General features: G+C 70.0%; 25 protein-coding genes. 11 read left to right on the forward strand and 14 right to left on the reverse strand.

Going from position 1 to position 22082, the window contains the following annotated elements:
* Nucleotides 1–381: 381 nt before the first annotated feature.
* A complete protein-coding gene (locus OG507_RS22910; RefSeq protein ID WP_327369059.1) occupies nucleotides 382–849 on the forward strand; it encodes an RICIN domain-containing protein in 468 nt (155 codons plus the stop codon).
* 91 nt (nucleotides 850–940) lie between these two features.
* Here OG507_RS22910 and OG507_RS22915 read toward each other — a convergent pair whose 3' ends face one another.
* Entirely contained in the window at nucleotides 941–1786 is an 846-nt protein-coding gene (locus tag OG507_RS22915) for an NAD(P)H-binding protein (protein ID WP_327369060.1), read from the reverse strand.
* 149 nt (nucleotides 1787–1935) lie between these two features.
* Between OG507_RS22915 and OG507_RS22920 the strand changes: the two genes are divergently transcribed.
* Nucleotides 1936–2328, forward strand: a complete 393-nt coding sequence (locus OG507_RS22920) for a winged helix-turn-helix transcriptional regulator (RefSeq protein WP_327369061.1) — start codon at nucleotides 1936–1938, stop codon at nucleotides 2326–2328.
* 64 nt (nucleotides 2329–2392) lie between these two features.
* On the opposite strand, the gene OG507_RS22925 is transcribed toward OG507_RS22920, so the two are convergent.
* From OG507_RS22925 to OG507_RS22935, 3 genes are all read right to left on the reverse strand, one after another.
* Nucleotides 2393–3997, reverse strand: a complete 1605-nt coding sequence (locus OG507_RS22925) for an adenosine deaminase family protein (protein WP_327369062.1) — start codon at nucleotides 3995–3997, stop codon at nucleotides 2393–2395.
* 189 nt (nucleotides 3998–4186) lie between these two features.
* Nucleotides 4187–4453 (reverse strand): DUF397 domain-containing protein, encoded by a 267-nt coding sequence (locus OG507_RS22930; protein WP_327369063.1) that lies wholly within the window; start codon nucleotides 4451–4453, stop codon nucleotides 4187–4189.
* On the reverse strand, nucleotides 4434–5276 hold the full coding sequence (locus OG507_RS22935; protein WP_327369064.1) for a helix-turn-helix domain-containing protein: 843 nt from the start codon (nucleotides 5274–5276) through the stop codon (nucleotides 4434–4436). The genes OG507_RS22930 and OG507_RS22935 overlap by 20 nt, the downstream gene beginning before the upstream one ends.
* 114 nt (nucleotides 5277–5390) lie before the next feature.
* Between OG507_RS22935 and OG507_RS22940 the strand changes: the two genes are divergently transcribed.
* Both OG507_RS22940 and OG507_RS22945 read left to right on the forward strand, forming a co-directional pair.
* Nucleotides 5391–5639, forward strand: a complete 249-nt coding sequence (locus OG507_RS22940; RefSeq protein WP_442811004.1) for a hypothetical protein — start codon at nucleotides 5391–5393, stop codon at nucleotides 5637–5639.
* Complete coding sequence (locus OG507_RS22945; protein WP_327369065.1) at nucleotides 5629–5862, forward strand: hypothetical protein; 234 nt, start codon at nucleotides 5629–5631, stop codon at nucleotides 5860–5862. The genes OG507_RS22940 and OG507_RS22945 overlap by 11 nt, the downstream gene beginning before the upstream one ends.
* A 59-nt stretch (nucleotides 5863–5921) precedes the next feature.
* On the opposite strand, the gene OG507_RS22950 is transcribed toward OG507_RS22945, so the two are convergent.
* Together OG507_RS22950 and OG507_RS22955 are read right to left on the reverse strand one after the other, a co-directional pair.
* On the reverse strand, nucleotides 5922–6377 hold the full coding sequence (locus tag OG507_RS22950; protein WP_327372056.1) for a BP74-related protein: 456 nt from the start codon (nucleotides 6375–6377) through the stop codon (nucleotides 5922–5924).
* A 138-nt stretch (nucleotides 6378–6515) separates the two neighbouring features.
* A complete protein-coding gene (locus OG507_RS22955) occupies nucleotides 6516–7565 on the reverse strand; it encodes a cation diffusion facilitator family transporter (RefSeq protein ID WP_327369066.1) in 1050 nt (349 codons plus the stop codon).
* Between the two features lie 638 nt (nucleotides 7566–8203).
* Between OG507_RS22955 and OG507_RS22960 the strand changes: the two genes are divergently transcribed.
* The 3 genes from OG507_RS22960 (at nucleotide 8204) to OG507_RS22970 (ending at nucleotide 10224) form a co-directional block, all read left to right on the forward strand.
* Nucleotides 8204–8737 carry a hypothetical protein gene (locus OG507_RS22960; protein WP_327369067.1) on the forward strand — a complete coding sequence of 178 codons (534 nt, stop codon included), beginning with the start codon at nucleotides 8204–8206 and terminating at the stop codon, nucleotides 8735–8737.
* 42 nt (nucleotides 8738–8779) lie between these two features.
* Nucleotides 8780–9457, forward strand: a complete 678-nt coding sequence (locus OG507_RS22965; protein ID WP_327369068.1) for a DUF6177 family protein — start codon at nucleotides 8780–8782, stop codon at nucleotides 9455–9457.
* Between the two features lie 161 nt (nucleotides 9458–9618).
* The gene (locus tag OG507_RS22970) at nucleotides 9619–10224 is read left to right on the forward strand and encodes a Uma2 family endonuclease (RefSeq protein ID WP_327369069.1); all 606 of its coding nucleotides are present in this window, start codon (nucleotides 9619–9621) and stop codon (nucleotides 10222–10224) included.
* A 69-nt stretch (nucleotides 10225–10293) separates the two neighbouring features.
* Here OG507_RS22970 and OG507_RS22975 read toward each other — a convergent pair whose 3' ends face one another.
* The 3 genes from OG507_RS22975 to OG507_RS22985 all read right to left on the reverse strand — a co-directional run bounded on the left by OG507_RS22975 (nucleotide 10294) and on the right by OG507_RS22985 (nucleotide 13856).
* A complete protein-coding gene (locus OG507_RS22975) occupies nucleotides 10294–11844 on the reverse strand; it encodes a PTS transporter subunit EIIC (protein ID WP_327369070.1) in 1551 nt (516 codons plus the stop codon).
* A 45-nt stretch (nucleotides 11845–11889) separates the two neighbouring features.
* Nucleotides 11890–12855: an N-acetylmuramic acid 6-phosphate etherase gene (gene murQ / locus OG507_RS22980; RefSeq protein WP_327369071.1), complete on the reverse strand. Its 966-nt coding sequence runs from the start codon at nucleotides 12853–12855 to the stop codon at nucleotides 11890–11892.
* Nucleotides 12856–12938: 83 nt separating this feature from the next.
* Nucleotides 12939–13856: a MurR/RpiR family transcriptional regulator gene (locus OG507_RS22985; protein WP_327369072.1), complete on the reverse strand. Its 918-nt coding sequence runs from the start codon at nucleotides 13854–13856 to the stop codon at nucleotides 12939–12941.
* Between the two features lie 158 nt (nucleotides 13857–14014).
* Here OG507_RS22985 and OG507_RS22990 point away from each other — a divergent pair, with 158 nt between their 5' ends.
* Both OG507_RS22990 and OG507_RS22995 read left to right on the forward strand, forming a co-directional pair.
* Nucleotides 14015–14383: a hypothetical protein gene (locus OG507_RS22990; protein ID WP_327369073.1), complete on the forward strand. Its 369-nt coding sequence runs from the start codon at nucleotides 14015–14017 to the stop codon at nucleotides 14381–14383.
* Entirely contained in the window at nucleotides 14380–14655 is a 276-nt protein-coding gene (locus OG507_RS22995; RefSeq protein WP_327369074.1) for a DUF4031 domain-containing protein, read from the forward strand. The genes OG507_RS22990 and OG507_RS22995 overlap by 4 nt, the downstream gene beginning before the upstream one ends.
* Nucleotides 14656–14678: 23 nt before the next feature.
* Here the strand turns inward: OG507_RS22995 and OG507_RS23000 are convergent, their stop codons facing one another.
* From OG507_RS23000 to OG507_RS23010, 3 genes are all read right to left on the reverse strand, one after another.
* A complete protein-coding gene (locus OG507_RS23000; protein WP_327372057.1) occupies nucleotides 14679–15902 on the reverse strand; it encodes a Cmx/CmrA family chloramphenicol efflux MFS transporter in 1224 nt (407 codons plus the stop codon).
* A gap of 100 nt (nucleotides 15903–16002) precedes the next feature.
* Nucleotides 16003–16686 carry an HD domain-containing protein gene (locus tag OG507_RS23005; protein ID WP_327369075.1) on the reverse strand — a complete coding sequence of 228 codons (684 nt, stop codon included), beginning with the start codon at nucleotides 16684–16686 and terminating at the stop codon, nucleotides 16003–16005.
* Nucleotides 16687–16726: 40 nt separating this feature from the next.
* A complete protein-coding gene (locus OG507_RS23010) occupies nucleotides 16727–19006 on the reverse strand; it encodes a heavy metal translocating P-type ATPase (RefSeq protein ID WP_327369076.1) in 2280 nt (759 codons plus the stop codon).
* A gap of 263 nt (nucleotides 19007–19269) precedes the next feature.
* Here OG507_RS23010 and OG507_RS23015 point away from each other — a divergent pair, with 263 nt between their 5' ends.
* On the forward strand, nucleotides 19270–19959 hold the full coding sequence (locus tag OG507_RS23015; protein ID WP_327369077.1) for a copper homeostasis protein CutC: 690 nt from the start codon (nucleotides 19270–19272) through the stop codon (nucleotides 19957–19959).
* A 60-nt stretch (nucleotides 19960–20019) separates the two neighbouring features.
* Here OG507_RS23015 and OG507_RS23020 read toward each other — a convergent pair whose 3' ends face one another.
* Nucleotides 20020–20280, reverse strand: a complete 261-nt coding sequence (locus OG507_RS23020) for a hypothetical protein (RefSeq protein WP_327369078.1) — start codon at nucleotides 20278–20280, stop codon at nucleotides 20020–20022.
* 46 nt (nucleotides 20281–20326) lie between these two features.
* Entirely contained in the window at nucleotides 20327–21259 is a 933-nt protein-coding gene (locus OG507_RS23025) for an SDR family NAD(P)-dependent oxidoreductase (RefSeq protein WP_327369079.1), read from the reverse strand.
* Between the two features lie 99 nt (nucleotides 21260–21358).
* On the opposite strand from OG507_RS23025, the gene OG507_RS23030 reads away from it, so the two are divergent.
* Nucleotides 21359–21931, forward strand: coding sequence for a TetR/AcrR family transcriptional regulator (locus tag OG507_RS23030; RefSeq protein ID WP_327369080.1), 573 nt, complete (start codon nucleotides 21359–21361; stop codon nucleotides 21929–21931).
* The last annotated feature ends 151 nt before the right edge of the window (nucleotides 21932–22082 follow it).

A 22082-nucleotide genomic window follows, 5' to 3' on the forward strand; every position in this document is an offset into this window, starting at 1 on the left:
TCAGACCCCTGTCCGGTGTTCCAGCACCGGCAGGGGTTGTTCGTTATTCGGAACGCTAGAGCGTTGCCACCATCCGTGGCAAGTCGGTCACGAAAAGTCAACTCACCAGGCAGGGAGGGTGGGTGGGAAGTGGCCCACCTCCCGTTCCTCGGAAAGAGCGCTCGGACTTCGCGGCTTGAGCTCCGGGGAATTCCGCCTGGTGGGGGCGTGCGGGGGCGGTGTGAGTGCGCCGTGCGTGATTCGCGTGCGCCGCCGCTGTTGAGGTGGAAAGCCGGGCCGGGAGCCCGGGGAGCGTGCGGGCGGACGCACATGTTTGTGATCTTGAGGCGCCGGGCCGCTCCGGGCCCGTCCCCCCACTCTTTCTCTCGTACGAGGAGTCCCGTGCGTATTCGTTCGTTCCTCTCCCTCGCCGTGTCGGCCGTCGCCGTGGCGGCGCTGGCGACCCCCGCCCAGGCGGCCGATGACGGTGCGTACTTCATCCGTGACGCGCGTTCCGGCGCGTGTCTGGCGGGCGGTGAAGGTCCGCTGGGCGGCCACATCGAGCCCTGCAACCCCGGCACCGTCTGGGAGATCCGCAACCTGGGCGACGGCTTGGTCCGGATCGTCGAGGCGCGCGGAGAGGAGCGCTGCCTGGCGCTCTCGCCGGTCCGGATCTACCCGCCGGCCGTGTACGTCGAGCAGTGCGGCAACCGGCCCGACGAGTGGGCGGTCCTGGGTGAACCCGGAGGAGGACCGGCCCCCATCGCGCTCGGCCGGGGAGGGGCGGCCTTCCTGACCACGGAGGGCAGCCGCGCGGTCCTCACCCCCGACGCGGGCCCCTCCCAGTGGATTCTGGAGCGGCTCGGCTAGGGGCACTTCGGCCGGTCGAGCAGCCGCCCCGTGCCGGGAACGTCCTTTCCGGCACGGGGCGGTTTCTTCGGTCGGGGGCCTTGCGCGCGCCCTACCGGAAGGCGGCGATGTTGCGCCGGGCCCAGTCGGCGAAGGCGCGGGGCGCCCGGCCGAGAACCTGCTCGACGTCGGGGCTGATCCGCTGCTCGGCGGGCTTGGGCTCGCCGAGGATGGCAAGGGTGGTCTCGACCACGGGCTCGGGCATGAACTGCAGCATCTGCGCACGGGCTTCGTCGCGGGTCTGCTCGATGAACCGGACCGGCTCGCCGAGCGCGGCGCCGAGCGCCTCGGCCCGCTGGCGGGGCGTGCTGAGGGCGGGTCCGGTCAACTCGTAGACCTTCCCGGCGTGACCGTCCGCGCGCAGGGCCATGGCGGCCACCTCGGCGATGTCGGCCGGATCGACGACCGGCAGGCCGACGTCACCGAACGGCGCGGTGACGGTCCGCCGGGCGCGGGCCGACTCGGCCCAGGCGTACGCGTTGGAGGCGAAGCCGCCGGGCCGAAGGATCGTCCAGTCCATGCCCGACTGCCGTACGGCGTCCTCGATGGACAGCCCCACGCTTCCGTGGGAGGCCGACTCAGGTCGGGTTGCCACCCCTTGGGAGGACAGCAGCACGACCCGCCCCACTCCGCCGGCCTTCGCGACGTCGAGGATGTCCCGTGGGCTCAGCAGGTGAGCACCGGCGCCGGTGTCGTGCAGGAACAGTGCGTCAGCGCCGTCGAAAGCGGGGCGCAGGCTCTCGGGATCGGCCAAGTCGGCCTGGCGGTGCCGTACGCCCTTCGGTACGGCCGTGTCCGAGACGCTTCGGGACACCGCCGTCACCTGCTCACCGGCCTCTGTGAGTGCCTGTATGAGCGGTCGGCCAACGTTGCCGGTCGGTCCGGTCACTACGATCATGCCTAACTCCCGTGTCATTTCAGGGTGGTTGTTCACGCCCGAGTGGGCGAGAACGTCGCGGGGCGGGGTGACCTCGCTGCGACCCGCTGAAGCTAACACCGCCGGTATAGTAGGTACCTATAGGAAAGTGACTATGCCGGGGGATCCGTATGACTGACAGTGCAACCTGGATGAAGTCCGCGCCGACCGATCCGGAACTCGCCTGTCCGATCGCCCCGGTCGTGGACATCGTGTTCAGCCGGTGGACCACACCGATCCTGTGGACGCTCAACATGCACGGCCGGCAGCGGTTCGTCGAGCTGGAACGACGGATCGCCAGGATCACGCCGAAGGTGCTGACCCAGCGGCTGCGGCAACTCGAACGCGACGGCATGGTCGTGCGCACCTACTACCCGGAGGTCCCCCCTCGGGTCGAGTACGAGATCAGCGAGCTCGGCCGCAGCCTCGCTCCGCTCTTCGCGAGCCTCGCGGAATGGGCCTCCACCAACCTCGACAAGGTCGAGGTGGCCCGGCACGACTACGACGCCGATTCTGCCCGGTAGCCGGACGGCAGGCGTACGTACGGCCCGGGGCTCAAGCCCCGGGCCCGTACGCGTGCTTGTGCAGTTACCGGTGACGGCTCTCGAAGGTGGCGAACGCCGTCTCCTGGCGCCACTGCGTGGCGGCCTTCGGGTTGTCGGAGAGGTAGTCGGCGCAGCGCGCGGTCGGGTGGGCGGTGCCCGGCCGGTTGCCCCGGCAGGCGGCGACCAGGCGGTAGCCGGAGCGGGAGGAGTCGGTGGCCCACAGGCTGCGGCCGTTACGGAACGCGTACTCCAGCGAGGCGCGCGCGAGGTCCTTCAACTCGGTGTAGCCGAGGTCGTACGTCTTCGCGGCGTACTGGTACTCGTGGCTGATGTCGATCCGCGAGACGCCCGGGTCGTCGGTGGACAGGACGATGGGAACCCCGTAGCGGCGGTAGGCGTTGAACGGGTGCTCGGCACCCGAGATGCCGAGGATCTGCTTGTTGCTGGAGAAGGGCACCTCGACCGCGATGTGGCGCCGCGCCATCGTCCGGGCGAGCTGCCGCCAGTCGTCCTCGTGGACCAGGTCCACGCCGTGTCCGATGCGCTGGGCTCCGGCGACGAGTACGGCCTCGCGGATGTGGAAGGTGAGGTCCTCGGGCTTGACCAGGCCGGGGGCCAGCTCACCGGCGTGCAGGGTGAGGTGGGCGCCGGGGTACTGCCCGCGCAGGTACTTCAGCATCCGCATCTGGAGGCTGTAGTTGGCCAGCGAGCTGTCCCAGTCCTCGGGCTGTACGAGGTTGACCGCGACGAACCTCGGGTCGCGCTCGGCCAGCCGCATGCCGACCGCGATCTGGGTGAACACCCGTGCCGGGGTGCTGCCCCGGGACACCTGGGAGATCCACCTGACGGGGAGCCGGCAGCCCGGGGCGGGGTGCGTGGTGTCGCAGTGCGCGGTCGCGCGGAACTGGGCGTTGGAGTCGTCGGCCTCCTCGACCGCCTCGTCCACGACCCGGTCGAGCTTCCCGCCGGCCAGGAGCTTGCGGTGGAAGGCGGCGAAGTCGGGGTCGTAACCCACGGCTTCGGCAAGCGCCCTGGCGCTGTCCGACGCGGGGGTGACCATGGTCTCCAGATAGAACTGGTTCTGCTTCACCACGGTGTCGGCCACATTGGCGAGGAGCTTGCCGCGGTCCCAGGTCGCCAGGCCGAACTTGTTGAACGTGTCGAAGAAGTGGTCGTGCCCGGACTGATCGGCCGGGAAGTCCTGCATGGACCAGGCCCGGATGATCTCCTGCCGGAACGCGGCGTCCGTCTGCGAGTCGGCGGCGGGCCTGGTGCCCGGTCCGCACGGTGGTGCAACAGCCGTCATCGTTGCGTCGATGCACAGCCCCTTCTCGACCGCGAGCTTGATCAGATACTCGGTCGCGGCCGCGCCCGACAGGTGGTTGTGGAGGTCACCTCCCTTCGGCAGGGCCTTGAAGAAGGCCTTCAGCCGCGCGGGCCTGTTCCGCAGCGAGTCGAGGTGCGCGGCGGTCCTGCGCTCGGCAGTGGTCACCGCACGCGGCGACACATCAGCCTTGACGGGCGCTGCGGCGGGTGCGGTGGCGGCCGCGGCCGGGACCGCGGGCAGCAAGGACAGCACGGTGAGCAGGCCGAGTCCGGCCGGGAGCAGTGACTTGGGACGGTGGGCCGTCCGAATTGAGGAGATCACTGCCGAATGATCGCGTTCGGGTGGGGCATTTTTCACCCAAACCGCATTTATGGCCGGAAACGTCCACCCGATCGAGTGCGTGGACGGCGGTGCTTGGCGTTCCACGACGCATGTCGGGTCGCCGAGCACCTGCTCAAGGTCGTCCTTGACCGACCAGTTGGGCGTGAAGGGGTTTCAGCCCCCTTCTCGCTAGGCGCGCTTGAGGTCCGCGATGAACGAGGCCCAGGCCGGGGCCCGGAACACGAGCGTCGGGCCCTCGGCCACCTTGGAGTCACGCACGGGAACGATGCCGGGGTGGCCGTCGGCCACTTCGAGGCAGTCGCCTCCGTCGCCGCCGCTGTGGGTGGACTTCCGCCAGGTCGCGACTTCCAGGCAGTCTCCGCCACTGCCGCCGCTGTAGGACGACTTGTGCCAAGTCGCTGTGGACAGGTCGTAGTCAGAGCTGCTGATCTTCATGGGCGTAATCCTCCGCCACCGACTCGATCAGAGCCAGCGACAATTCCGGTGACAATGCGTCGGCCACCACCAGATCGTAAGTCAGTTCGTAGTGCCTGACGGTGGCCGGTTCATCGTGCAACGTCCCTGTGCCCACGCCCTGAATGTAGGCAAGCGGTGGCGCGTCCTCGAAGGACATCAGCTTGAGCTGACCTTCCATGGCCATATGGGCGCCCACGCTGAACGGCAGCACCTGCACGATGATCCGGTGTTCGCGTGCCAGCTTCAGGATGTGCCGGAGTTGCTCGGCCATCACTGCCGCGCCGCCGACCTGTCGACGTAACACTGCCTCGTCCAGAACCGCCCAAAACAACGGCGTTGTTGGATCGTCCAGGAGCTGCGCTCGTTCCAGTCGCGGTCCGACCAGATCGTTGATGACGTCTTTCGGGGCGGTCGGCTGGTACGCCCTGAACACCGCTCGCGCGTATGCCTCCGTCTGCAACAGCCCCGGGATCAGCTGGGGCGCGTACTCCTTGATCCTCTTCGCAACGGCCTCCGCGTCGGCCGCTTCCGCGAAGTGGTCCGGGTACTTCGACTTCTTCAGAGCGGCGCAGTTGCGTACGAAGAACCCGTCCGCCCTGAGGATCTCGTCCAGCTTCTGGGCCTGATCCACCTGCATCCGGCGCGTACCGGACTCCAGCTGTCCGATGAAGGAGCCGCTGACGAACAGTGGGAGGCCCAGCTCCTCCTGGGAGAGGCCTTCGTGCTCCCTCCTGTGGCGGAGTTCGGCGCCGAGTAGCGCGCGCGGGGAGGAGGAGGGATCGAGTTTCTTGGGGCCCGGCATGGCAACTCCCTGTGACACACGTGCGGTTGTTGGTTCTGCGCCTCTTCCAGGCTAGCCGCGCTTTGGCCACGCTGAGTATGCATTGTCATTACTCAGCGTGGAAAGGAATGGATCATGACGATCAAGGAACGGCGCAGGGCGGCGGAGGGCAGAGTGCGGGCGGCGGAGGATGCGGTGGCGCGGCTGAGGGAGGGTTTCGCGGGCGTCGGGATCACGCTGCCGTCGCTGCGGATCGACCCCGTGTCGTGCGCGGGGAGCGACCCGGTGTCGCCGCTGGTCGACCTCGGCCGGTGCAACATCGACACGGCGCTGCGGCTGAGTGCGGTGCTGGAGGCGCAGGGGCCGGCCGGTCATGGCGGGTGAGGGGCTCCAGCCGTGCGCGCCCGAGCCCGGGTCGTTCGCGGTGGACACCCGGGACGGGCGGGTGGGACGCGTGATGGGGCACGTCGGGCCGTACGTACAGCTGAGGCCGCCGGGCGGTGGGGCGGAGTGGGACTGCCCGCCGGAGTCCGTGCGCCCGGCCCCGCTGGGGGAGGTGCTGAGGGCCCGGGTCAGGGAGGTCAACCGGGAGGGGCGGCTGCCGTGATGGGGAAGGGCGGCACCCCGGCCGGGGTGCCGCCCTTCGATCGAGCCGGTCAACCGCCCTTACGGGGCGGGAACTTCACGTACGAGCTTCGAGGTCCAGGGGCAGAAGTAGAGGCCGGGCAGGAAGGCGCCGCCGGCCTCGTCGAGGTGGTCCTCGACGTACGGCACCGTCGCGTCGCAGACCTCGATGGCGTAGTTGAAGAAGTGCACCGACGTCGGGTCGAAGTGGTAGCTCCAGCCCGTGTTGTACGGGGCCGGGTACTTCTTGATCCTGCCGACGACGTGCGGTTCGTCGTCGGTGGCGCCGCTCACCAGGTCCCTGGCGTGCTGGATCTCGCGCTCCTCCACCAGCTTCACGACGAACGTGCTCCGGGTGATGTCGGTCATCTCGAAGTACGCGGGCTCGACCGCGGCGGCCCGCTGTGCGCCTTCGCTGTGCTGGGTGGCCTGGGCGGGCTGGGCCACGGTGAAGGCGAGCATCGCGACGGCGGCGAGGCTTCCGAGCTTGGTGAACATGTGTCGCACGAGGTTCTCCATAGGTGCATGGCAGGCCGTGATGATCATGGCCGCTCGTGACGCAATGTAAATGAACGTGTACGTAAAGTCATAATCGTTAGTTCGGGGAAGGGCCCTGGCCGCCTGTCCGCTCGTGCGTCAGCTGTTGTGGTGGGCGAGGGCCGCGTGCGGGTCGCCGTCGTGGAGAGGGGTGTGGTCGGTGTGGACTGTGGCAGCGGTCAGCCGCGGTACGGCGTGGATCAGGGCGTGCTCGGAGGCGACCGCCATCTTGTGCGCGGCCACCACGGTCAGGTGCGGATCGACGACGATGTCGGCCTCCGCACGCAGCGAGTGCCCGATCCAGCGCATACGCACCTGGCCCACACCGCGTACTCCTGGTACGGAGCGCAACGCGGTCTCGGCCAGCTCGACGAGGCCTGGGTCGACGGAGTCCATCAGTCGCCGGTAGACCTCACGGGCAGCGTCCCGGAGGACGAACAGAATGGCGATGGTGATCAGCAGGCCGACGATCGGGTCGGCGGCCTGCCAGCCGAGCGAGGCCCCGCCGGCACCGAGGAGGACGGCGAGGGAGGTGAAGCCGTCGGTACGAGCATGCAGTCCGTCGGCGACCAGGGCCGCGGAGCCGATTCTCCGACCGGTGCGGATGCGGTACCGGGCCACCCATTCGTTGCCGGCGAACCCGGCCAGCGCAGCCCCGGCGACTGCCCATAGGTGCGTGACGTCGCGAGGGTTGAGCAGCCGGTCGACGGCCGTATATGCGGCCAGCACCGCGGAGACCGCGATCGTCCCGACGATGACGACGCCGGCCAGATCCTCGGCGCGGCCGTACCCGTAGGTGTAGCGGCGGTTCGCAACCCGCCGCCCGAGCACGAACGCAATCCCCAGCGGGATCGCGGTGAGTGCATCACCGGCGTTGTGAATGGTGTCGCCCAGCAACGCCACCGATCCCGAGAGGGAGACGATCACAGCCTGGACGACCGTGGTCACTCCCAGGACGGCCAGCGAGAGCCACAGCGTCCGCATACCCTCCCGGGAGGTCGCCATCGCCGTGTCGACCTTGTCCTTCGCCTCATGGCTGTGAGGCGTGACCAGGTGGGCGAACTGGTGCCGCAGTCGGGAAATCCGGGAACGTGCCGTTCCGTGACTGTGGTGATGGGAGTGTGGGCGGGTGTGCCGGTTCGCCTCCATGACCCCACCGTGGCACAACAATTCGATTGCAGCTACAACCGTCGTACACGGGGTGACCAGGTGCGATGTGCTCGCAAATGCACCGGAGCGGCGCCTCCGGGTTGTGGGTGGAGCCGTGCAGCAAAACCGACCCCAAGGACATGCTGTGATCACCTCGACCCCCGTTGGTGAATGGACGTGGGAACTCACGACGGACGGTGGTGAGATCCGGCCCACCCGTGCCGCACAGACCGCCGTGGCAGTCTGGAACGAACTGGCGGAACGGGATCTCGCTGTGCCCGGGGGGAAGGCCACCGTTCGGGTCTGCAACCGGAACGACCCGCGTGATGTACGCGTCGATGCAAGCGGTCTACGTACGGGGACGGCCCCTCTGGCTCCCGGATCGGCCCTCGCGCAAGCGGTGGCACAGGCCGAGGCACTCGATGGGGACTTCATCGTCGTCGTCCGGCTCGAATGCCCTGGCCTGTGGTTGGAGCCGGGGTTCACGTACCGCGCGGAGAAGCTGTTCGCCATCCACTTGGAGGTCTGGGGCGGCAACCTGCTCGTGGTGACGCTGGAGACGTACTCCGACGCGTGGCTGACGATGGACACACGCGACCGAGAGCAGCCCGAGGTGTACGCGGCGAACGCACCCAGGCTTGCCGCCGCCCTGCAGGGCATCTCGACACTGCTCGACACTGCTCGGCAGTGCGCCCGCACCGGGCGACGAGAACCGTCACGCGGCACCGAGCGAGACTGGTTTCAAGGACCTGCGGAGCGAAGGTCCCGCCTACGACGATTCCTGGGGGACGTTCGAAGGGCTCAACCGGGCAAGCCTGCTGGACTCCCGCATTCCGCAGGCCGAGGACGATTATGAGCAGATCACCGAGTACCCGGTCCGGTACTTCACCGTTCAGCGGGACGGGAGGACGCTCGACTTTGTCTGGGCTGCCGTCGGCGATGCCGCGGCCTGTCATGTACCTCGGACCGCAGCCGGAGACGAGGCATTCGACGCGGGAGCGGCATGGCTGCTGAGCCTGCGAGAAGCACACGGACATGGGCTGTCCCCGCTTGCGGCGCTGGACTGGCTGGCCAAGTGCCCGGCTCGGCCGGGGATCGGTGTGATCGCTGAGGACACTCCTCGGGAGGCGCCGTCCTTGGACGACTTGAAAGAGCTGTCCGGTCGGTACTGACACCTGTCTCCGCCTCTCATCTCGTGTGCCAGGAAGCAGCCAATGACCCAGGACGTCATCGCCCTCACCCCGCAGACGCCGGATAGCAAGACGCTGTTGGCCGGGCTCCACGCCGGTGGTCCCGAGTTGCGGGTGAATGCGGCGGGGGGTGGGGCTGTTGCTCAGTTGTGCACCGCCAATGGGCAGGCTCTGGTTTCGCTCGAAGCGCCACGGTACGTCCAAGTGCCGGGCGAGGCGGCCCGGTTGTTCGGGCCGGCGGTGGATGCGGAGTCGCCCGTCTGGTGGACCGAGGCGCGGGCCATCACGGCTGTGGAGGAGGCCGGGCGGCTGGCCGGGGCCATCGCCGGACGCCTGACGGCCGTACTCGGGGGCAGCGTCTGGCCGCGCGGGGCGGGTCGTACCGATGTCGTGGTCGATCTCGTCGACGCCGGCACGGCAGCGGCTCCCATGGGAGTCGACATGCTCACCGACAGAGCCACCGTCGTCATCCAGGGCCGTCCCGTCGTCGCCGCCACGACCTGGCTGACCCACGTGGTGCGCAACACGGTCCGCACCGGGCGCGAGCTGCACATCGTCACCCCGCCCGGCACCCGGCTCACGTTCCCCGCCCGCACACTGCTGCACTATGCGCTCGGCGACGGAACGAATCCCGCCGCCTGGGAGCGCCTCCGGCAGATCAACGACCACCTGAGCGGCGACCGGTCCCGGCGGCACGTGTAGAAGGAGCCCCTGTTCGGTCCGGAGGGCAAGCCACGACCGGGCGGGGTGGCCGAGGGTTGGTGCGCACGTCACACGATCGTGGGACGCTGAGGGAGTTGGCAGACCGCCACAGAACCGTCGATCTACGCTCCGCTGACAGGCCACAGGAGAAGGGACGCGCGATGACCGCCGCGATGGTCGAGAACGACCAGGCCTCTGAGGGCCGCCCGTGGGACTACCTGCTGCAGACATGGCGTGAACTGGACGTGCCCGAGGGGTGGCGCGCCGAGATCGACGAAGGGCAGATCGTCTTGGTACCTCCGCCTCATGCGCATCACAACGGCATCGCCGCCAGAGTGCAGCGCAGGCTCTACAAAGATCTTCCCGATGAACTGGAGATCTACCAGACCCTCGGTATTCACGTGGCCCCGCTCGACAAGCTCTACGTGCCGGATCTTGTGGTCATGCCCTCGGAGATCATCGACGCCGCCGATCCGGACACCAGCGATCCGATGGACGCGTCGGAGGCCCTGCTCATCGTCGAGATCACGTCGAAGGGGAACGCCCGGGAGGACCGCACGAAGAAGTACCGGGCCTATGCGCGCGCGGGTGTGCCGATGTATTTGCTGATCGACCGGTTCGACACGCGTGGGGCGATGGCCACCCTGTTCACGGAGCCGAACGAGGACGGGACGTACAAGCAGTCCGACCCGGTGCCGTTCGGTAAGCCGCTCACGTTGCCGGAGCCCTTCGGTACGACGCTGCTCACGGAGGAGTTCCCGGTCTGAGGGGGCATGGATGAGGGGCGGCACCCGGGTTGTCGGGTGCCGCCCCTCATACGTGGCCGTGTGTCGGGATCAGACTCCGGCCGGTTCCCTTGCCGGGGTGTCGGGGCCGGTCGTCGGGCCGCCCGTGGCGGCGATCGGGGAGGCCGCCGGTTCCTGGGAGACGTTGAACTCCGCCAGCAGGTCCTTGCTGAAGCCGAAGAAGTACGTCGCGACGAACCCGGCGACGTAGCCGACCAGGAGGCCGCCCGCGTAGATGGCGATCGTGGTGCCCAGGCCGTGGTTGCCGTCGAGGAGGGGGAACAGGGCCCAGCCGGACGGGCCGATGGCCGTGGAGCCGACCTTGTCGCCGAGCTGGTTGAACAGGCCGACGAAGCCGCCGCCGAACGCACCGCCCACGCACGCCGTGATGAACGGCCGGCCCAGCGGGAGCGAGACGCCGTAGATCAGCGGTTCGCCGACGCCCAGCAGACCGGCCGGGAGGGCGGACTTGATGGTGCGGCGGATCGACTCGTTGCGGGGGAGACGGAAGTAGACCGCCGCCGCCGCGCCGACCTGGCCGGCGCCCGCCATCGCGAGGATCGGGAGCAGGACCGTGTAGCCCTGCTGCTCGATCAGGGTGGTGTGGATCGGGATGAGCGCCTGGTGCAGGCCCAGCATCACCAGGGGCAGGAAGAAACCGCCGAGAACGAAGCCCGCGCCCGCACCGCCGTTGGAGAGCAGCCAGTCGGCGAACGTACCGATGGCGGTGGAGACCTCACCGGCCACGTACATCAGACCGAAGATCGTCACCAGGCCGGAGACCAGGACCGTTAGCGTCGGCGTGAGCAGTACGTCCAGCGCCTCGGGCACCCAGCGGCGGCACCACTTCTCCACGTACACCGCGAGCACCGCCGCGCCGAGGGCGCCCAGCACACCGCCCTGGCCCGGGGAGAGCTTCTGGCCGAACGCCTCGATGTTCGCGACGCCCGGGAAGACGATGATCGCGGCGACCGCACCGCCCAGGATCGGCGTACCGCCGAACTCCTTCGCCGTGTTGAAGCCGACGAACACGGCGATCAGTGCCATGAAGCCGGATGCCATCGCGGCCAGCGCGGGCGTGACCGACGTCAGCCAGCCCAGGTTCACCAGCAGGCCGTTGAGACCGGCGATGATGCCGCAGCCGATGAGCGCCGGGATCAGCGGGACGAAGATGTTCGCGATCCGGCGCAGGAAGAGCTTGAACGGGGTGGCGTTCTTCGCCTTCCGCGCCGCCCTCATCGCCGCGCCCTGAGCGGCCAGCTCGTCCGCGGAGGCGGAGGCGGAGGCGGAGGCGGAGGCGGGAGTGGAGGTGGGGGCCGCCGCTTCGGGGGCCGCTGCCCTGGACTCCTCCACCAGCTGTTCGAACTCCGGCGTGACCCGGGCGACCGTGCCCGGGCCGAGGACGATCTGGTACGTGTCGTCGTCGACGACGCCCATGACGGCGGGTATCGCCTTCAGGGCCTCCTCGTCGACGAGCGAGCGGTCGTGCAGGCCCAGCCGGAGCCGGGTCATGCAGTGGGCGATGGAGCTGATGTTCTCGGCGCCACCGACGAGCGGAAGGATCGCGGCGGCGGTGGCGCGGTTCTTGTCTTCTGTTGCCATGTGCGTGGTGCCTTGCTGTGCGGGGGACGGGGTGGAGCAGATGGGTCAGGTGGTACGGGGGGCTGCGGCGAGGGCGGCACGGAGGTGGCCGTCGGACGCGGTCAGCAGGGTGGCGGCGGTGGGGCCGTCGACCCGGCCGAGGATCGTGAGGATGGCGTTCTTCACCTCGCCGTCGGTGGCGGCGAGGGCGGCCTCGATCTCCTCGTCGGACGCTCCGGTGGCGAGCGAGACGATCCGGCGGGAGCGGGCGCGCAGTTTCTCGTTGGAAGCGCGGACGTCGACCATCAGATTCCCGTACGTCTTGCCGAGCCGGATCATCGTGATCGTCGAGAGCATGTTGAGGACGAGCTTCTGTGCCGTGCCTGCCTTGAGCCGGGTGGAGCCGGTGAGCAGCTCCGGGCCGACGACGACCTCGATGCCGTGCTCGGCCGCGGCGGCCAGTGCGGAGTCCGCGTTGCAGGAGAGCCCGATGGTCAGCGCGCCCCTGGTACGGGCGTGCTCCACGGCTCCGATCGCGTACGGCGTACGGCCGGAGGCGGAGATGCCGACCACGGTGTCGTTTGCGGTGAGGTCCAGGGCGTCGAGGTCGGCGGCGGCCAGCTCCTTGCTGTCCTCGGCGCCTTCGACGGCCTTGACCATCGCGGACGGGCCGCCCGCGATCAGGCCGACGACCTCGGAGGGGTCGGTGTTGAAGGTGGGCGGGCACTCGCTGGCGTCCAGCACGCCGAGCCGGCCCGCCGTGCCCGCGCCCGCGTAGATCAGCCGGCCGCCGCGGGCCATGCGCTCGGCGGTGCCGTCGATGGCGGCGGCGATCTCGGGCAGCCGGGCGGCGACCGCGGCCGGGACCGACTGGTCCTCGCCGTTCATGATCCGGGCGATCTCAAGCGTGTCCAGGCGGTCGATCTCGGCGAGCTCGGGCCGGAACGCCTCGGTCGTGAGCGTTTCGAGCTGGGCGCGCAGCTCCCCGTATCCGTCGGGGGTGGTGGTGTCGGCTTCGGTGGTGGAGGTCATGGAGAGCGGCTCTGCTTTCTCGATCTCGTACGGTTCAGCGGGTGCGGGTGCGGGTGCGGGGGTGAAGGGCGGTGCGGCTCGGGTCAGCGCGGTCTTGGGGTGTGGCGGTGGGCCAGCGCCTCGTAGGAGGCGGCCAGCGCCGGTGCGGCCGTTTCGTATGTGCGCTGCGCGACGCCTATGAACAGGCAGTCGACGACGAGCAGCTGGCTCGTACGGCTCGACATGGCGGCGGGCCGCAGCTCGCTCTCCCGGGCGGTGGACGTCGTCAGCACGTGGTCGGCGTACTGCGTGACCGGGCCGTCGGGGCGGCCGGTGATCGCGATCGTCGTCGCACCGCGGTCGAAGGCGACCCGCAGCGGCTCTATGACGTCGACGGTCGAGCCGGAGTGCGTGATCGCGATGGCCACATCGCCGGAGCGGAGCTGCACGGCGTTGGTCACCGCGAGGTGCGGGTCCGTGTGCGAGTGCGCGATCAGGCCGATACGGGCCAGCTTCTGCGCCAGGTCCTGGCCGACGAGGGAGGAGGCGCCCACGCCGTAGATGTCGATGCGCCGGGCGGTGGCGGCGGCGGCCACCGCGGCACCGAGCTGGACGGTGTCGAGCCCCGCGGCCGTGTCGGCGAGGGTCTGCTGCTCGTCGTAGGCCAGCTTGGCGACCACATCGGCGATCGGGTCGTCGACCGCTATGTCCGCCGTGACGGAGGGCGCCCGGCCCGACTGCTGGTGCGCGGCGAGCCCGGCGAGGGCCAGGCGAAGATCGCGGTAGCCGGGATAACCGAGGAGACGGGCCGTGCGGACCACGGTCGCCTCGCTGGTGCCGGTGAGCTCGGCGAGACCCGTGACCGTGAGGGCGGCACAGCCTGCGGGGTCACCGGCGACGGCCTCGGCGACGCGCTGCATGGAGCGGGTCATGGACGGCGCGAGCGTGCGCACCTTGGCTGCGAGAGCTGCCGGGGCGGGCGGTGAATCAGTGCTGAAACTTTCCTTCAGGTCATTGGTCACCTTTGAAAGATATTTTCAACCCGGTTGCCCGTCAACCCCCCTTTGGCCCCTACCTTTGGCGGCACCGCCGACACGGTTTCGGACACGGCTTCCGACAGCGCGGAAATACCGGGGACCGGCGCGAGAAGCGGTCTGTGGGGCGGGTGACAATGGAGCGCATGGAGATGAACCCCTTGGAACAGGCGTTGCACACGGCCCGCGCGCTGGTCATGGCCGATCTCGCCGCAGGTGACGTCGCCGAGGCCGGGATCGTCTCGCTGGTCGAGGACGCGGTGACCCACCGCCGCTGGTGGGTGGAGCAGTGGCCCGACGGCGCCTCGTTCGTCGTCGGGCTCGTCGCTCAGGACGTACAGGACGCCCTGCTCGAACGGTACGGTCGGTGGCCGCTCTGCCCGGTCTGTGACGCGGGCGACCCGCACGCCCTGGACGTCGAGCCGGAGATGGGCCCGGATCCGCACTGGGTGTGCACCAAGGTCGCCGTGGCCGTGGCACCGGTCGGTTCGCTGAGCGGGATACTGCGGCGGTGACGGTCTACATCGACCCGCCGGACTGGCCCGGACACGGGCGCCTCTGGTCGCACCTGGTCAGCGATGTGTCCTTCGAGGAACTGCATGCCTTCGCGGCATCGATCGGCTGCCCGCCGCGAGCGTTCGAACGGGACCACTACGACGTACCGGAATCGCGGTACGAGGACGCGGTACGGGCCGGGGCCCGGCAGATCGGCTCGAAGGAACTCGTCCGCCGGATCACGCAGGCCGGTCTGCGTCGGCCGAAGGGACGCCCGGCACCGGGTGGCTGAGGGGGCGCGCGCCGCCGTGCCCGTCACACCGCGGGACTGCACGCCTCCGAGGGCGCCTTTGACACCGCTGCGGCGGGCGAACCCGTCACCCGGCGCGACTTGACCCCGCTCTGCAGCCGCAGCGAGAACACCACGGCCACCAGCGCCAGCACCGTCATCGCCGCGCCTGCCCACGCGGTCGACGCGAAACCGAAGTCCGCGTCGATCACCGTGCCGCCGAGCCGGGGGCCGCCCGTGTTGCCCAGGTTGAACGCGGCCGTCGTCGTCGCACCGGCCAGGGTCGGAGCGGCGCCCGCCACATTGAACATCCGGGCGTTGAGTGCCGGAGCCGTGTAGAACGCCGACAGGCCCAGCAGGAACGAGAGCCCGACCGCGGCGGCCTGGTTCGAGGCGAACAGAGCCAGGGCGACCAGGAAGACCGTCGAGGCCGCGATGCCGCTCATCAGCACCCCGAAGAGATGCGCGTCCGCGACCCGGCCGCCGATCGTCGTACCGACCAGCGCACCGATCCCGAACAGCGCCAGCACCGTCGGCACCCAGCCCGAGTCCAGCCCGGCGACATCCGTCAGCAGCGGGGCCAGATAGCTGAACGCGCAGAAGACACCGCCCGCCGCGAGCGCGGTGATCACGATCGACAGCCACATCTGTCGGTCCCGGTAGATGCTGATCTCCTGCCTGAGCCGCGGCCTCTGCTCCGGCAGCGGAATGCGCGGAATCAGCGTCGACACCCCGACCAGCGCCACGGCCGACGCCGCGCCCACGGCCCAGAACGCCGACCGCCAGCCGAGGTTCTCACCCAGGAAGGCACCGAGCGGCACGCCCAGCACATTGGCGATCGACAGACCGCCGATCATCACGGCCATCGCACGGGCCCGCGCATTCACCGGCACCATCGCGATGGCGACCGCCGCACCCACCGCCCAGAACCCGGCGCAGGCGAAGGCGCTCACGACGCGGGAGACGAAGAGCACCTCGTACGTCGGAGCCAGCGCGCCTGCGACCTGGCCGAGGCCGAAGACGGAGATCAGGGCGATCAGCGTCGTCCGGCGAGGCAGCCGGAGCGTGGCCACGGCGAGCAGCGGGGCGCCGATCACCATGCCGATCGCGAAGGCGGATATGAGGAGTCCGGCCCGGGGGATGGACACGTCCATGTCGTCGGCGATGGGTGGCAGCAGCCCGGAGAGCATGAACTCGCTGGTGCCCAGCGCGAAGACCGAGAGGCCCAGGATGTAGACGGCAAGGGGCATGCGTGAGCGGCGAGCGGCGGAGTCGGGCATGACAGCTGCCAACAGCGATCGAGGCCATTACATTCCCGTACATTTCCGCGGACGCCGCTGCCCTGCGTGTTCAGGACGAGAGCAGTTCCAGCTCGGTCAGCAGGTTCTGCCGCGCCCGCGGTTCCCACTGCTCCACCCCGTACGGCGTACGGAACAGCCTCGGCAGTCCGAGCAGTTGACGCAGGACCGCCGCCCGCCCCTCCCGGAACGCGTCGTCGGGCACGAAGCCGTACTCCTCACGCACCTGCGCCGCGTAGGCCGCGTACTCCTTCGGGGCCGCCGCGAGGATCGCGAGGTCCGCGTCGCACAGCACCTCGCCGTTGGTGTCGTCGTCCGCCGGATCGTGGGTGACGGTGAGCCGGACGAGCCGGGCGACCTCGGCCGTGACCCCGTCCGGTACGCCGGCCTCCGGCAGGGCGCGCTCGGCGAGGGCGGCGCTGCGTTCCTCGTTCTCGGACCGGTCGGGCCGGTAGACCGCATCGTGGAACCAGGCGGCGAGACGTACGGCATCCGCGTCGGCGGCGTACCCGGCGAGCGTGTCGATGCGGTCGAGCACGGCGACCAGGTGCGCGGTGGTGTGGTAGCGCCGCTGCGGCTCGGCCCAGCGCACCAGCAGATTCTCGGCGTACGGCAGGGGATCGGGGTCCGCCGCCCCGCCCCGGGCGCCGAGGAGCGCCTCCTGCCAGCGGTTGCGGAGGGAGGTGTGGACATTGCCTTCGTGGGCGCTGCTGCTGCCGTGAGAGCTGTCGGTCATGGGACTTGACCCTAGGGTGTCGTGCGCTGCGGTGTTGCGTCTACGCCGTGGCCCTGAAGCCCCGCAGCCGCAGCGAGTTGCCGACCACGAAGACCGACGAGAACGCCATCGCCGCGCCCGCGATCATCGGGTTGAGCAGTCCGGCCGCGGCGAGCGGCAGAGCGGCGACGTTGTAGGCGAAGGCCCAGAACAGGTTCGTACGGATGGTGCCCAGCGTCCTGCGCGAGAGCCGGATGGCGTCCGCCGCGGCTCGCAGGTCCCCGCGTACCAGCGTCAGGTCACCGGCCTCGATCGCGGCGTCCGTGCCCGTGCCCATCGCCAGGCCCAGGTCTGCCTGGGCGAGGGCGGCCGCGTCGTTGACACCGTCACCGACCATGGCGACCGAACGGCCCTCCGCCTGGAGGCCCTTGACGACATCGACCTTGTCCTCCGGCATGACCTCCGCGTACACCTTCTCGATCCCGACCTCGGCCGCGACCGCCTCGGCCACAGCGCGGTTGTCGCCGGTGAGCAGGATCGGGGTCAGGCCGAGGGCCCGCAGCCGCTCGACGGCCTCGGCGCTGGTGTCCTTCACCGCGTCGGCGACTTCGAGGACCGCCCGCGCCTCGCCGTCCCAGGCGACCGCGACGGCCGTCCGTCCGGCGGCCTCCGCCACGGTCTTGCGCCGGGCCAGTTCCACCGGCAGGTGGATCTCCCACTCGGCGAGCAACTGCTCACGGCCGACGAGGACGGCGTGGCCCTCGACGACGCCCTGGACTCCGAGGCCCGCGATGTTGGCGAAGTCCTCGGGAGTGGGGAGGGGGCCGCCGGTGCGCGCGGTCGCTCCGGCGGCGACGGCCTGGGCGATGGGGTGCTCGGAGGAGTGCTCCAGGGCGCCCGCCAGCCGCAGCACATCGCCCTCGTCCGTACCGTCCGCAGTGTGCACGTCGAGGAGGGTCATCCGGCCGGTGGTGACCGTGCCGGTCTTGTCGAGGACGATCGTGTCGACGCGGCGGGTGGTCTCCAAGACCTCCGGGCCCTTGATCAGGATGCCGAGCTGGGCGCCGCGCCCCGTACCGACCATGAGGGCGGTGGGGGTGGCCAGGCCCAGGGCGCAGGGGCAGGCGATGATCAGTACGGCGACGGCGGCGGTGAACGCGGCGGTCAGACCCGCGCCGTTGCCGAGCCAGAAGCCGAGCGTGCCGAGCGCGAGGGCGATGACGACGGGTACGAAGACGGCGGAGATCCGGTCGGCGAGGCGCTGGGCGGCCGCCTTGCCGTTCTGGGCGTCCTCGACGAGCCGGGCCATCCGGGCGAGCTGGGTGTCGGCGCCGATCCGGGTGGCCTCGACGACGAGCCGGCCGCCCGCGTTGAGGGTGGCCCCGGTGACGGAGTCGCCGACGCCGACCTCGACGGGTACGGACTCGCCGGTGAGCATCGACGCGTCGACGGCCGAGGCGCCCTCGACGACCGTGCCGTCGGTGGCGATCTTCTCGCCGGGGCGGACCAGGAACCGGTCCCCGACCTGGAGGCCGGCGGTCGGCACGGTGACCTCGCGGCCGCCGCGCAGCACGGTCACCTCCTTGGCCCCGAGCTCCAGGAGCGCCTTGAGGGCCGCGCCCGCCTTCCGCTTGGAGCGGGCCTCGAAGTAGCGCCCGGCCAGGATGAAGGCGGTGACTCCGGCGGCGGCCTCCAGATAGATGTTCCCGGCTCCGTCGCTGCGGCCGATGGTCAGCTCGAACGGGTGGGTCATGCCGACCATGCCCGCCGTGCCGAAGAACAGCGCCCACACCGACCACAGGAACGCGGCCGAGGTGCCGACCGAGATCAGCGTGTCCATCGTCGCCGCGCCGTGCCTGGCGTTGGTCCAGGCGGCGCGGTGGAAGGGCCAGGCGGCGTACGTGACGACGGGGGCCGTCAGGGTCAGTGAGAGCCACTGCCAGTAGTCGAACTGAAGGGCAGGCACCATCGACATGGCGATCACCGGCACGGCGAGCACGACGGCGGTGAGCAGCCGCTGGCGTAGGGGCCGCAGCTCATCGGCATCCGCGGCCGTCTCGTGCGCCTCCTGCCCGGTACGCACCGGGGGAGCGGGCTCGTGCGCGGTGTAGCCGGTCTTCTCGACGGTGGCGATCAGGTCCTGTACGGAGATGTCCTCGCCCCGGTAGCTGACCTTGGCCTTCTCGGTGGCGTAATTGACGGTGGCCTCGACGCCGTCCATCCGGTTGAGCTTCTTCTCGATGCGGGCCGCGCAGGAGGCGCAGGTCATGCCGCCGATCGCTAGCTCGACCTCGGCGGTGGTGCCGGTGGCTGTGCCGGTTGGGGCGGTGTGCGTGGACACGGTGTCCTCCCTGGCGGAGACGGCCATACCCCTAGGGGGTATGTATTCCTGATTCAGGTATACCCCCCGCCCCTATTAAACGCAAGGGTGATCCACCGCTGTACCCGGGGTGCGCGCGCCTGATCGCCTGATATGCGTCTGACCTCACGTATCTTCACGTCGCATTGAGGCTGCGCCCCTGGCCGACCGCCCCGTAGGCTGGTCATTGGACTAGACCTATCGGCCCATCGATCTATTGCCGCTTCCTGGAGGATTGGGATCCCATGAGCAACCGTGCAGTCCTGGAGGTGATCGCTCTCGACGCGGAGGACGCGGTCGCGGCCCAGGCGGGTGGTGCAGACCGGCTGGAGCTGGTCACCGACATGGCGGCGGACGGCCTGACCCCGTCCTGTGCGACCTTCGCGGCGATCCGGGCGGCGGTGGACATTCCGCTGCGCGTGATGCTCAGACTGGCGGACGGCTTCGCGGCCGGGGACATCGAGGTGCTCGTGGCCAGGGCGCACGAGCTGCGGGCTGCGGGCGCCGAGGAATTCGTCCTGGGCTTCCTCGATGCCGAGGGCCACCCGGACCTGGTCGCGGTCGAACGGCTCGTCGCCGAGCTGGACGGCTGCCGCTGGACCTTCCACCGTGCGATCGACCGCGCCGCCGACCGGGACACCCTGCGCAAGCAGCTCGCGGACATGCCGGGCCTGGACACGTACCTCACCGCGGGTTCGCCCAAGGGCGTCGACGACGGCATCCCGACGCTGCTCGTCGAGGCGGCGCGCAGGGGCGAGCCCGGGTACGAGCCGCAGATTCTGGTGGGCGGCGGGCTCCGCCTGGAGCACCTGCCGGAGCTGCTGTCCGCCGGCATCGACGCCGTACACATCGGCGGCGCGGCCCGCCCGGCGGGCTGGTCGGGCCCGGTGGACGCGGCGGCGGTACGGGAGTGGCGGGCGGTTCTCGACGCGTAGCGGGGCGGGGGTGGGTGGCCCAGGGCCGAGGGTTCGGGGCCACCCGGCACGGTTGCGTCCTCAATCGCCGGACGGGCTGGAAGTGGTGCCGGGCGGGGATGAAATGTGGCAGGCGTCGTACCCGGACAGCTCGGCCTCCACACCGCCCCCGGTCATCAGCTCTTCCAGGTCCGGGTGGACGATCTCCCGCAGTCTCGGATGCTTGGCGCCGGTCGGTGCGCGCCCGACCACCAGGACCTCGCTCACCTCCTCGTCCCGCAGGCACTCGCGCAGCACGCCCTGGCCGACCATGCCGGTCGCTCCGAAAACCATGGCCTTCATCTGTACGCCTCTCGCTGGGGTGGTCGTCCGTCTGTCCGTGTCCGTCTTACGGGTAGATGACGCCGGTCAGTTCCTCGGAGACGGTCCAGAGCCGCCGCTGCACGTCCCTGTCGTGCGATTTCGCGTTGGACTTCACGACCTTCGGGTAGCCGCGCATTTCGGTGATGCCGTCGGGGCCGTAGAACTGTCCGCCTGTCACCTGCGGATCCGTCGCGGCGCGCAGGGACGGCAGGGCGCCGCGCTCGGCGTCCTGGGCGAAGAGGGGGACGACGGCCTTCTCGACGAGCACCCGCACGGCCGTATTCGAGTTCCGCGCCAGCTCGGTCGCCGCGCCACCGGGGTGGGCCGCGACCGAGACGGTCGTGCCCCTGTCGGCGATCCGACGCTGCAGTTCGTAGGTGAACAGCAGGTTCGCCAGCTTGGACTGCCCGTACGCGCCGGTCCGGCTGTAGCTGCGCTCGGACTGCAGGTCGTCGAAGCGGATCGACGAACCGAGACGGTGGGCGCCGCTGCTGACCGTGACGATGCGCGAGCCGGGGACCCGCAGGATGTGGTCGAGCAGCAGGCCGGTGAGGGCGAAGTGGCCGAGGTGGTTCGTACCGAACTGCAGCTCGAACCCGTCCGCGGTCGTGGACTTCGGGGTCCACATCACACCCGCGTTGTTGATCAGCAGGTCGATGCGTTCGTGGCGGGCGCGCAGTTCACCGGCCGCGGTGCGGACGGAGTCGAGCGAGCTCAGGTCCAGCGGCTGCACCGTGACGGCGGCGCCCGGAGTCCTGGCGGTGATCCGGGCGGCGGCCTCCTTGCCCTTGTCCTGATTGCGGACGGCGAGCACGACGTGTGCGCCGTGCTCGGCCAGTGCGGTGGCGGTCCGGAAGCCGAGGCCGGTGTTGGCGCCCGTGATGACGGCGGTGCGTCCGGTCTGGTCGGGGATGTCGGTAGTGGTCCACCGGGTCTTGTTCGCGCTGGCCCTGTTCATGAGGCGAATGTAGACGCCGACAACAATGCTGTCAATGCCAACAATGCTGCCAGTGACAACAATGATGCCATCGTCAACATCGCCTTGTAGGGTGGTGCCATGGCGTATCACCACGGAAACCTGCGGGCCGAGCTGCTGGCCCGCGCCGAAACCGTCCTGGCCGAAGGCGGCGTCGAGGCGCTCTCGCTGCGCTCGCTGGCGCGGGACCTCGGGGTCTCGCACGCGGCGCCCGCCCGGCATTTCCCCGACCGTCAGGCGCTGCTCGACGCTCTCGCGGTCGAAGGGTTCGGGCGGCTCGGTGCCGAGGTGGCGAAGGCCGCGTCGAGCGGCGAGTCGTTCGAGGACCGGCTGACGGAGGCGGCCCTCGTCTACGTCCGGTTCGCCACGCAGCACTCGGTGCTGCTGGATGTGATGTACGCGCGCAAGCACCGCGAGCCGACGGCCGAGCTGCGCGCGGCCTCGGACGCGTGCGCGGCGATCCTGCTCGGCCTCTTCACGGGGCGTGAGGCGGCGGTCGACGACCCGGAGCGGTTCAGCGTGATCCTCCTCGCCACTCTGCACGGCATCGCCGCGCTCGCCGCGAGCCGCTCGCTGCCGCCCGCGCACGACCCCGACGACCTCGTCGTCGACACGGTCCGACGCCTCCTGCGCGGCTCCCGCGGCGGGGCGTGATCCCTGCGGGGGACGGGCTCGTACCCAAGGGTGGTACTTCGCTGAGCGGGGGCTGGCGAACGCTGGCGAAGCACACAACGCGCCATGGCGCGCGATAGGTTCTGGGGAGTTCAGCTCTGTCTTGCCCAGACGCCCGCTCAGCGCGAGCGCG

It is taken from the genome of Streptomyces sp. NBC_01217 (assembly GCF_035994185.1).
Classification (GTDB): domain Bacteria; phylum Actinomycetota; class Actinomycetes; order Streptomycetales; family Streptomycetaceae; genus Streptomyces.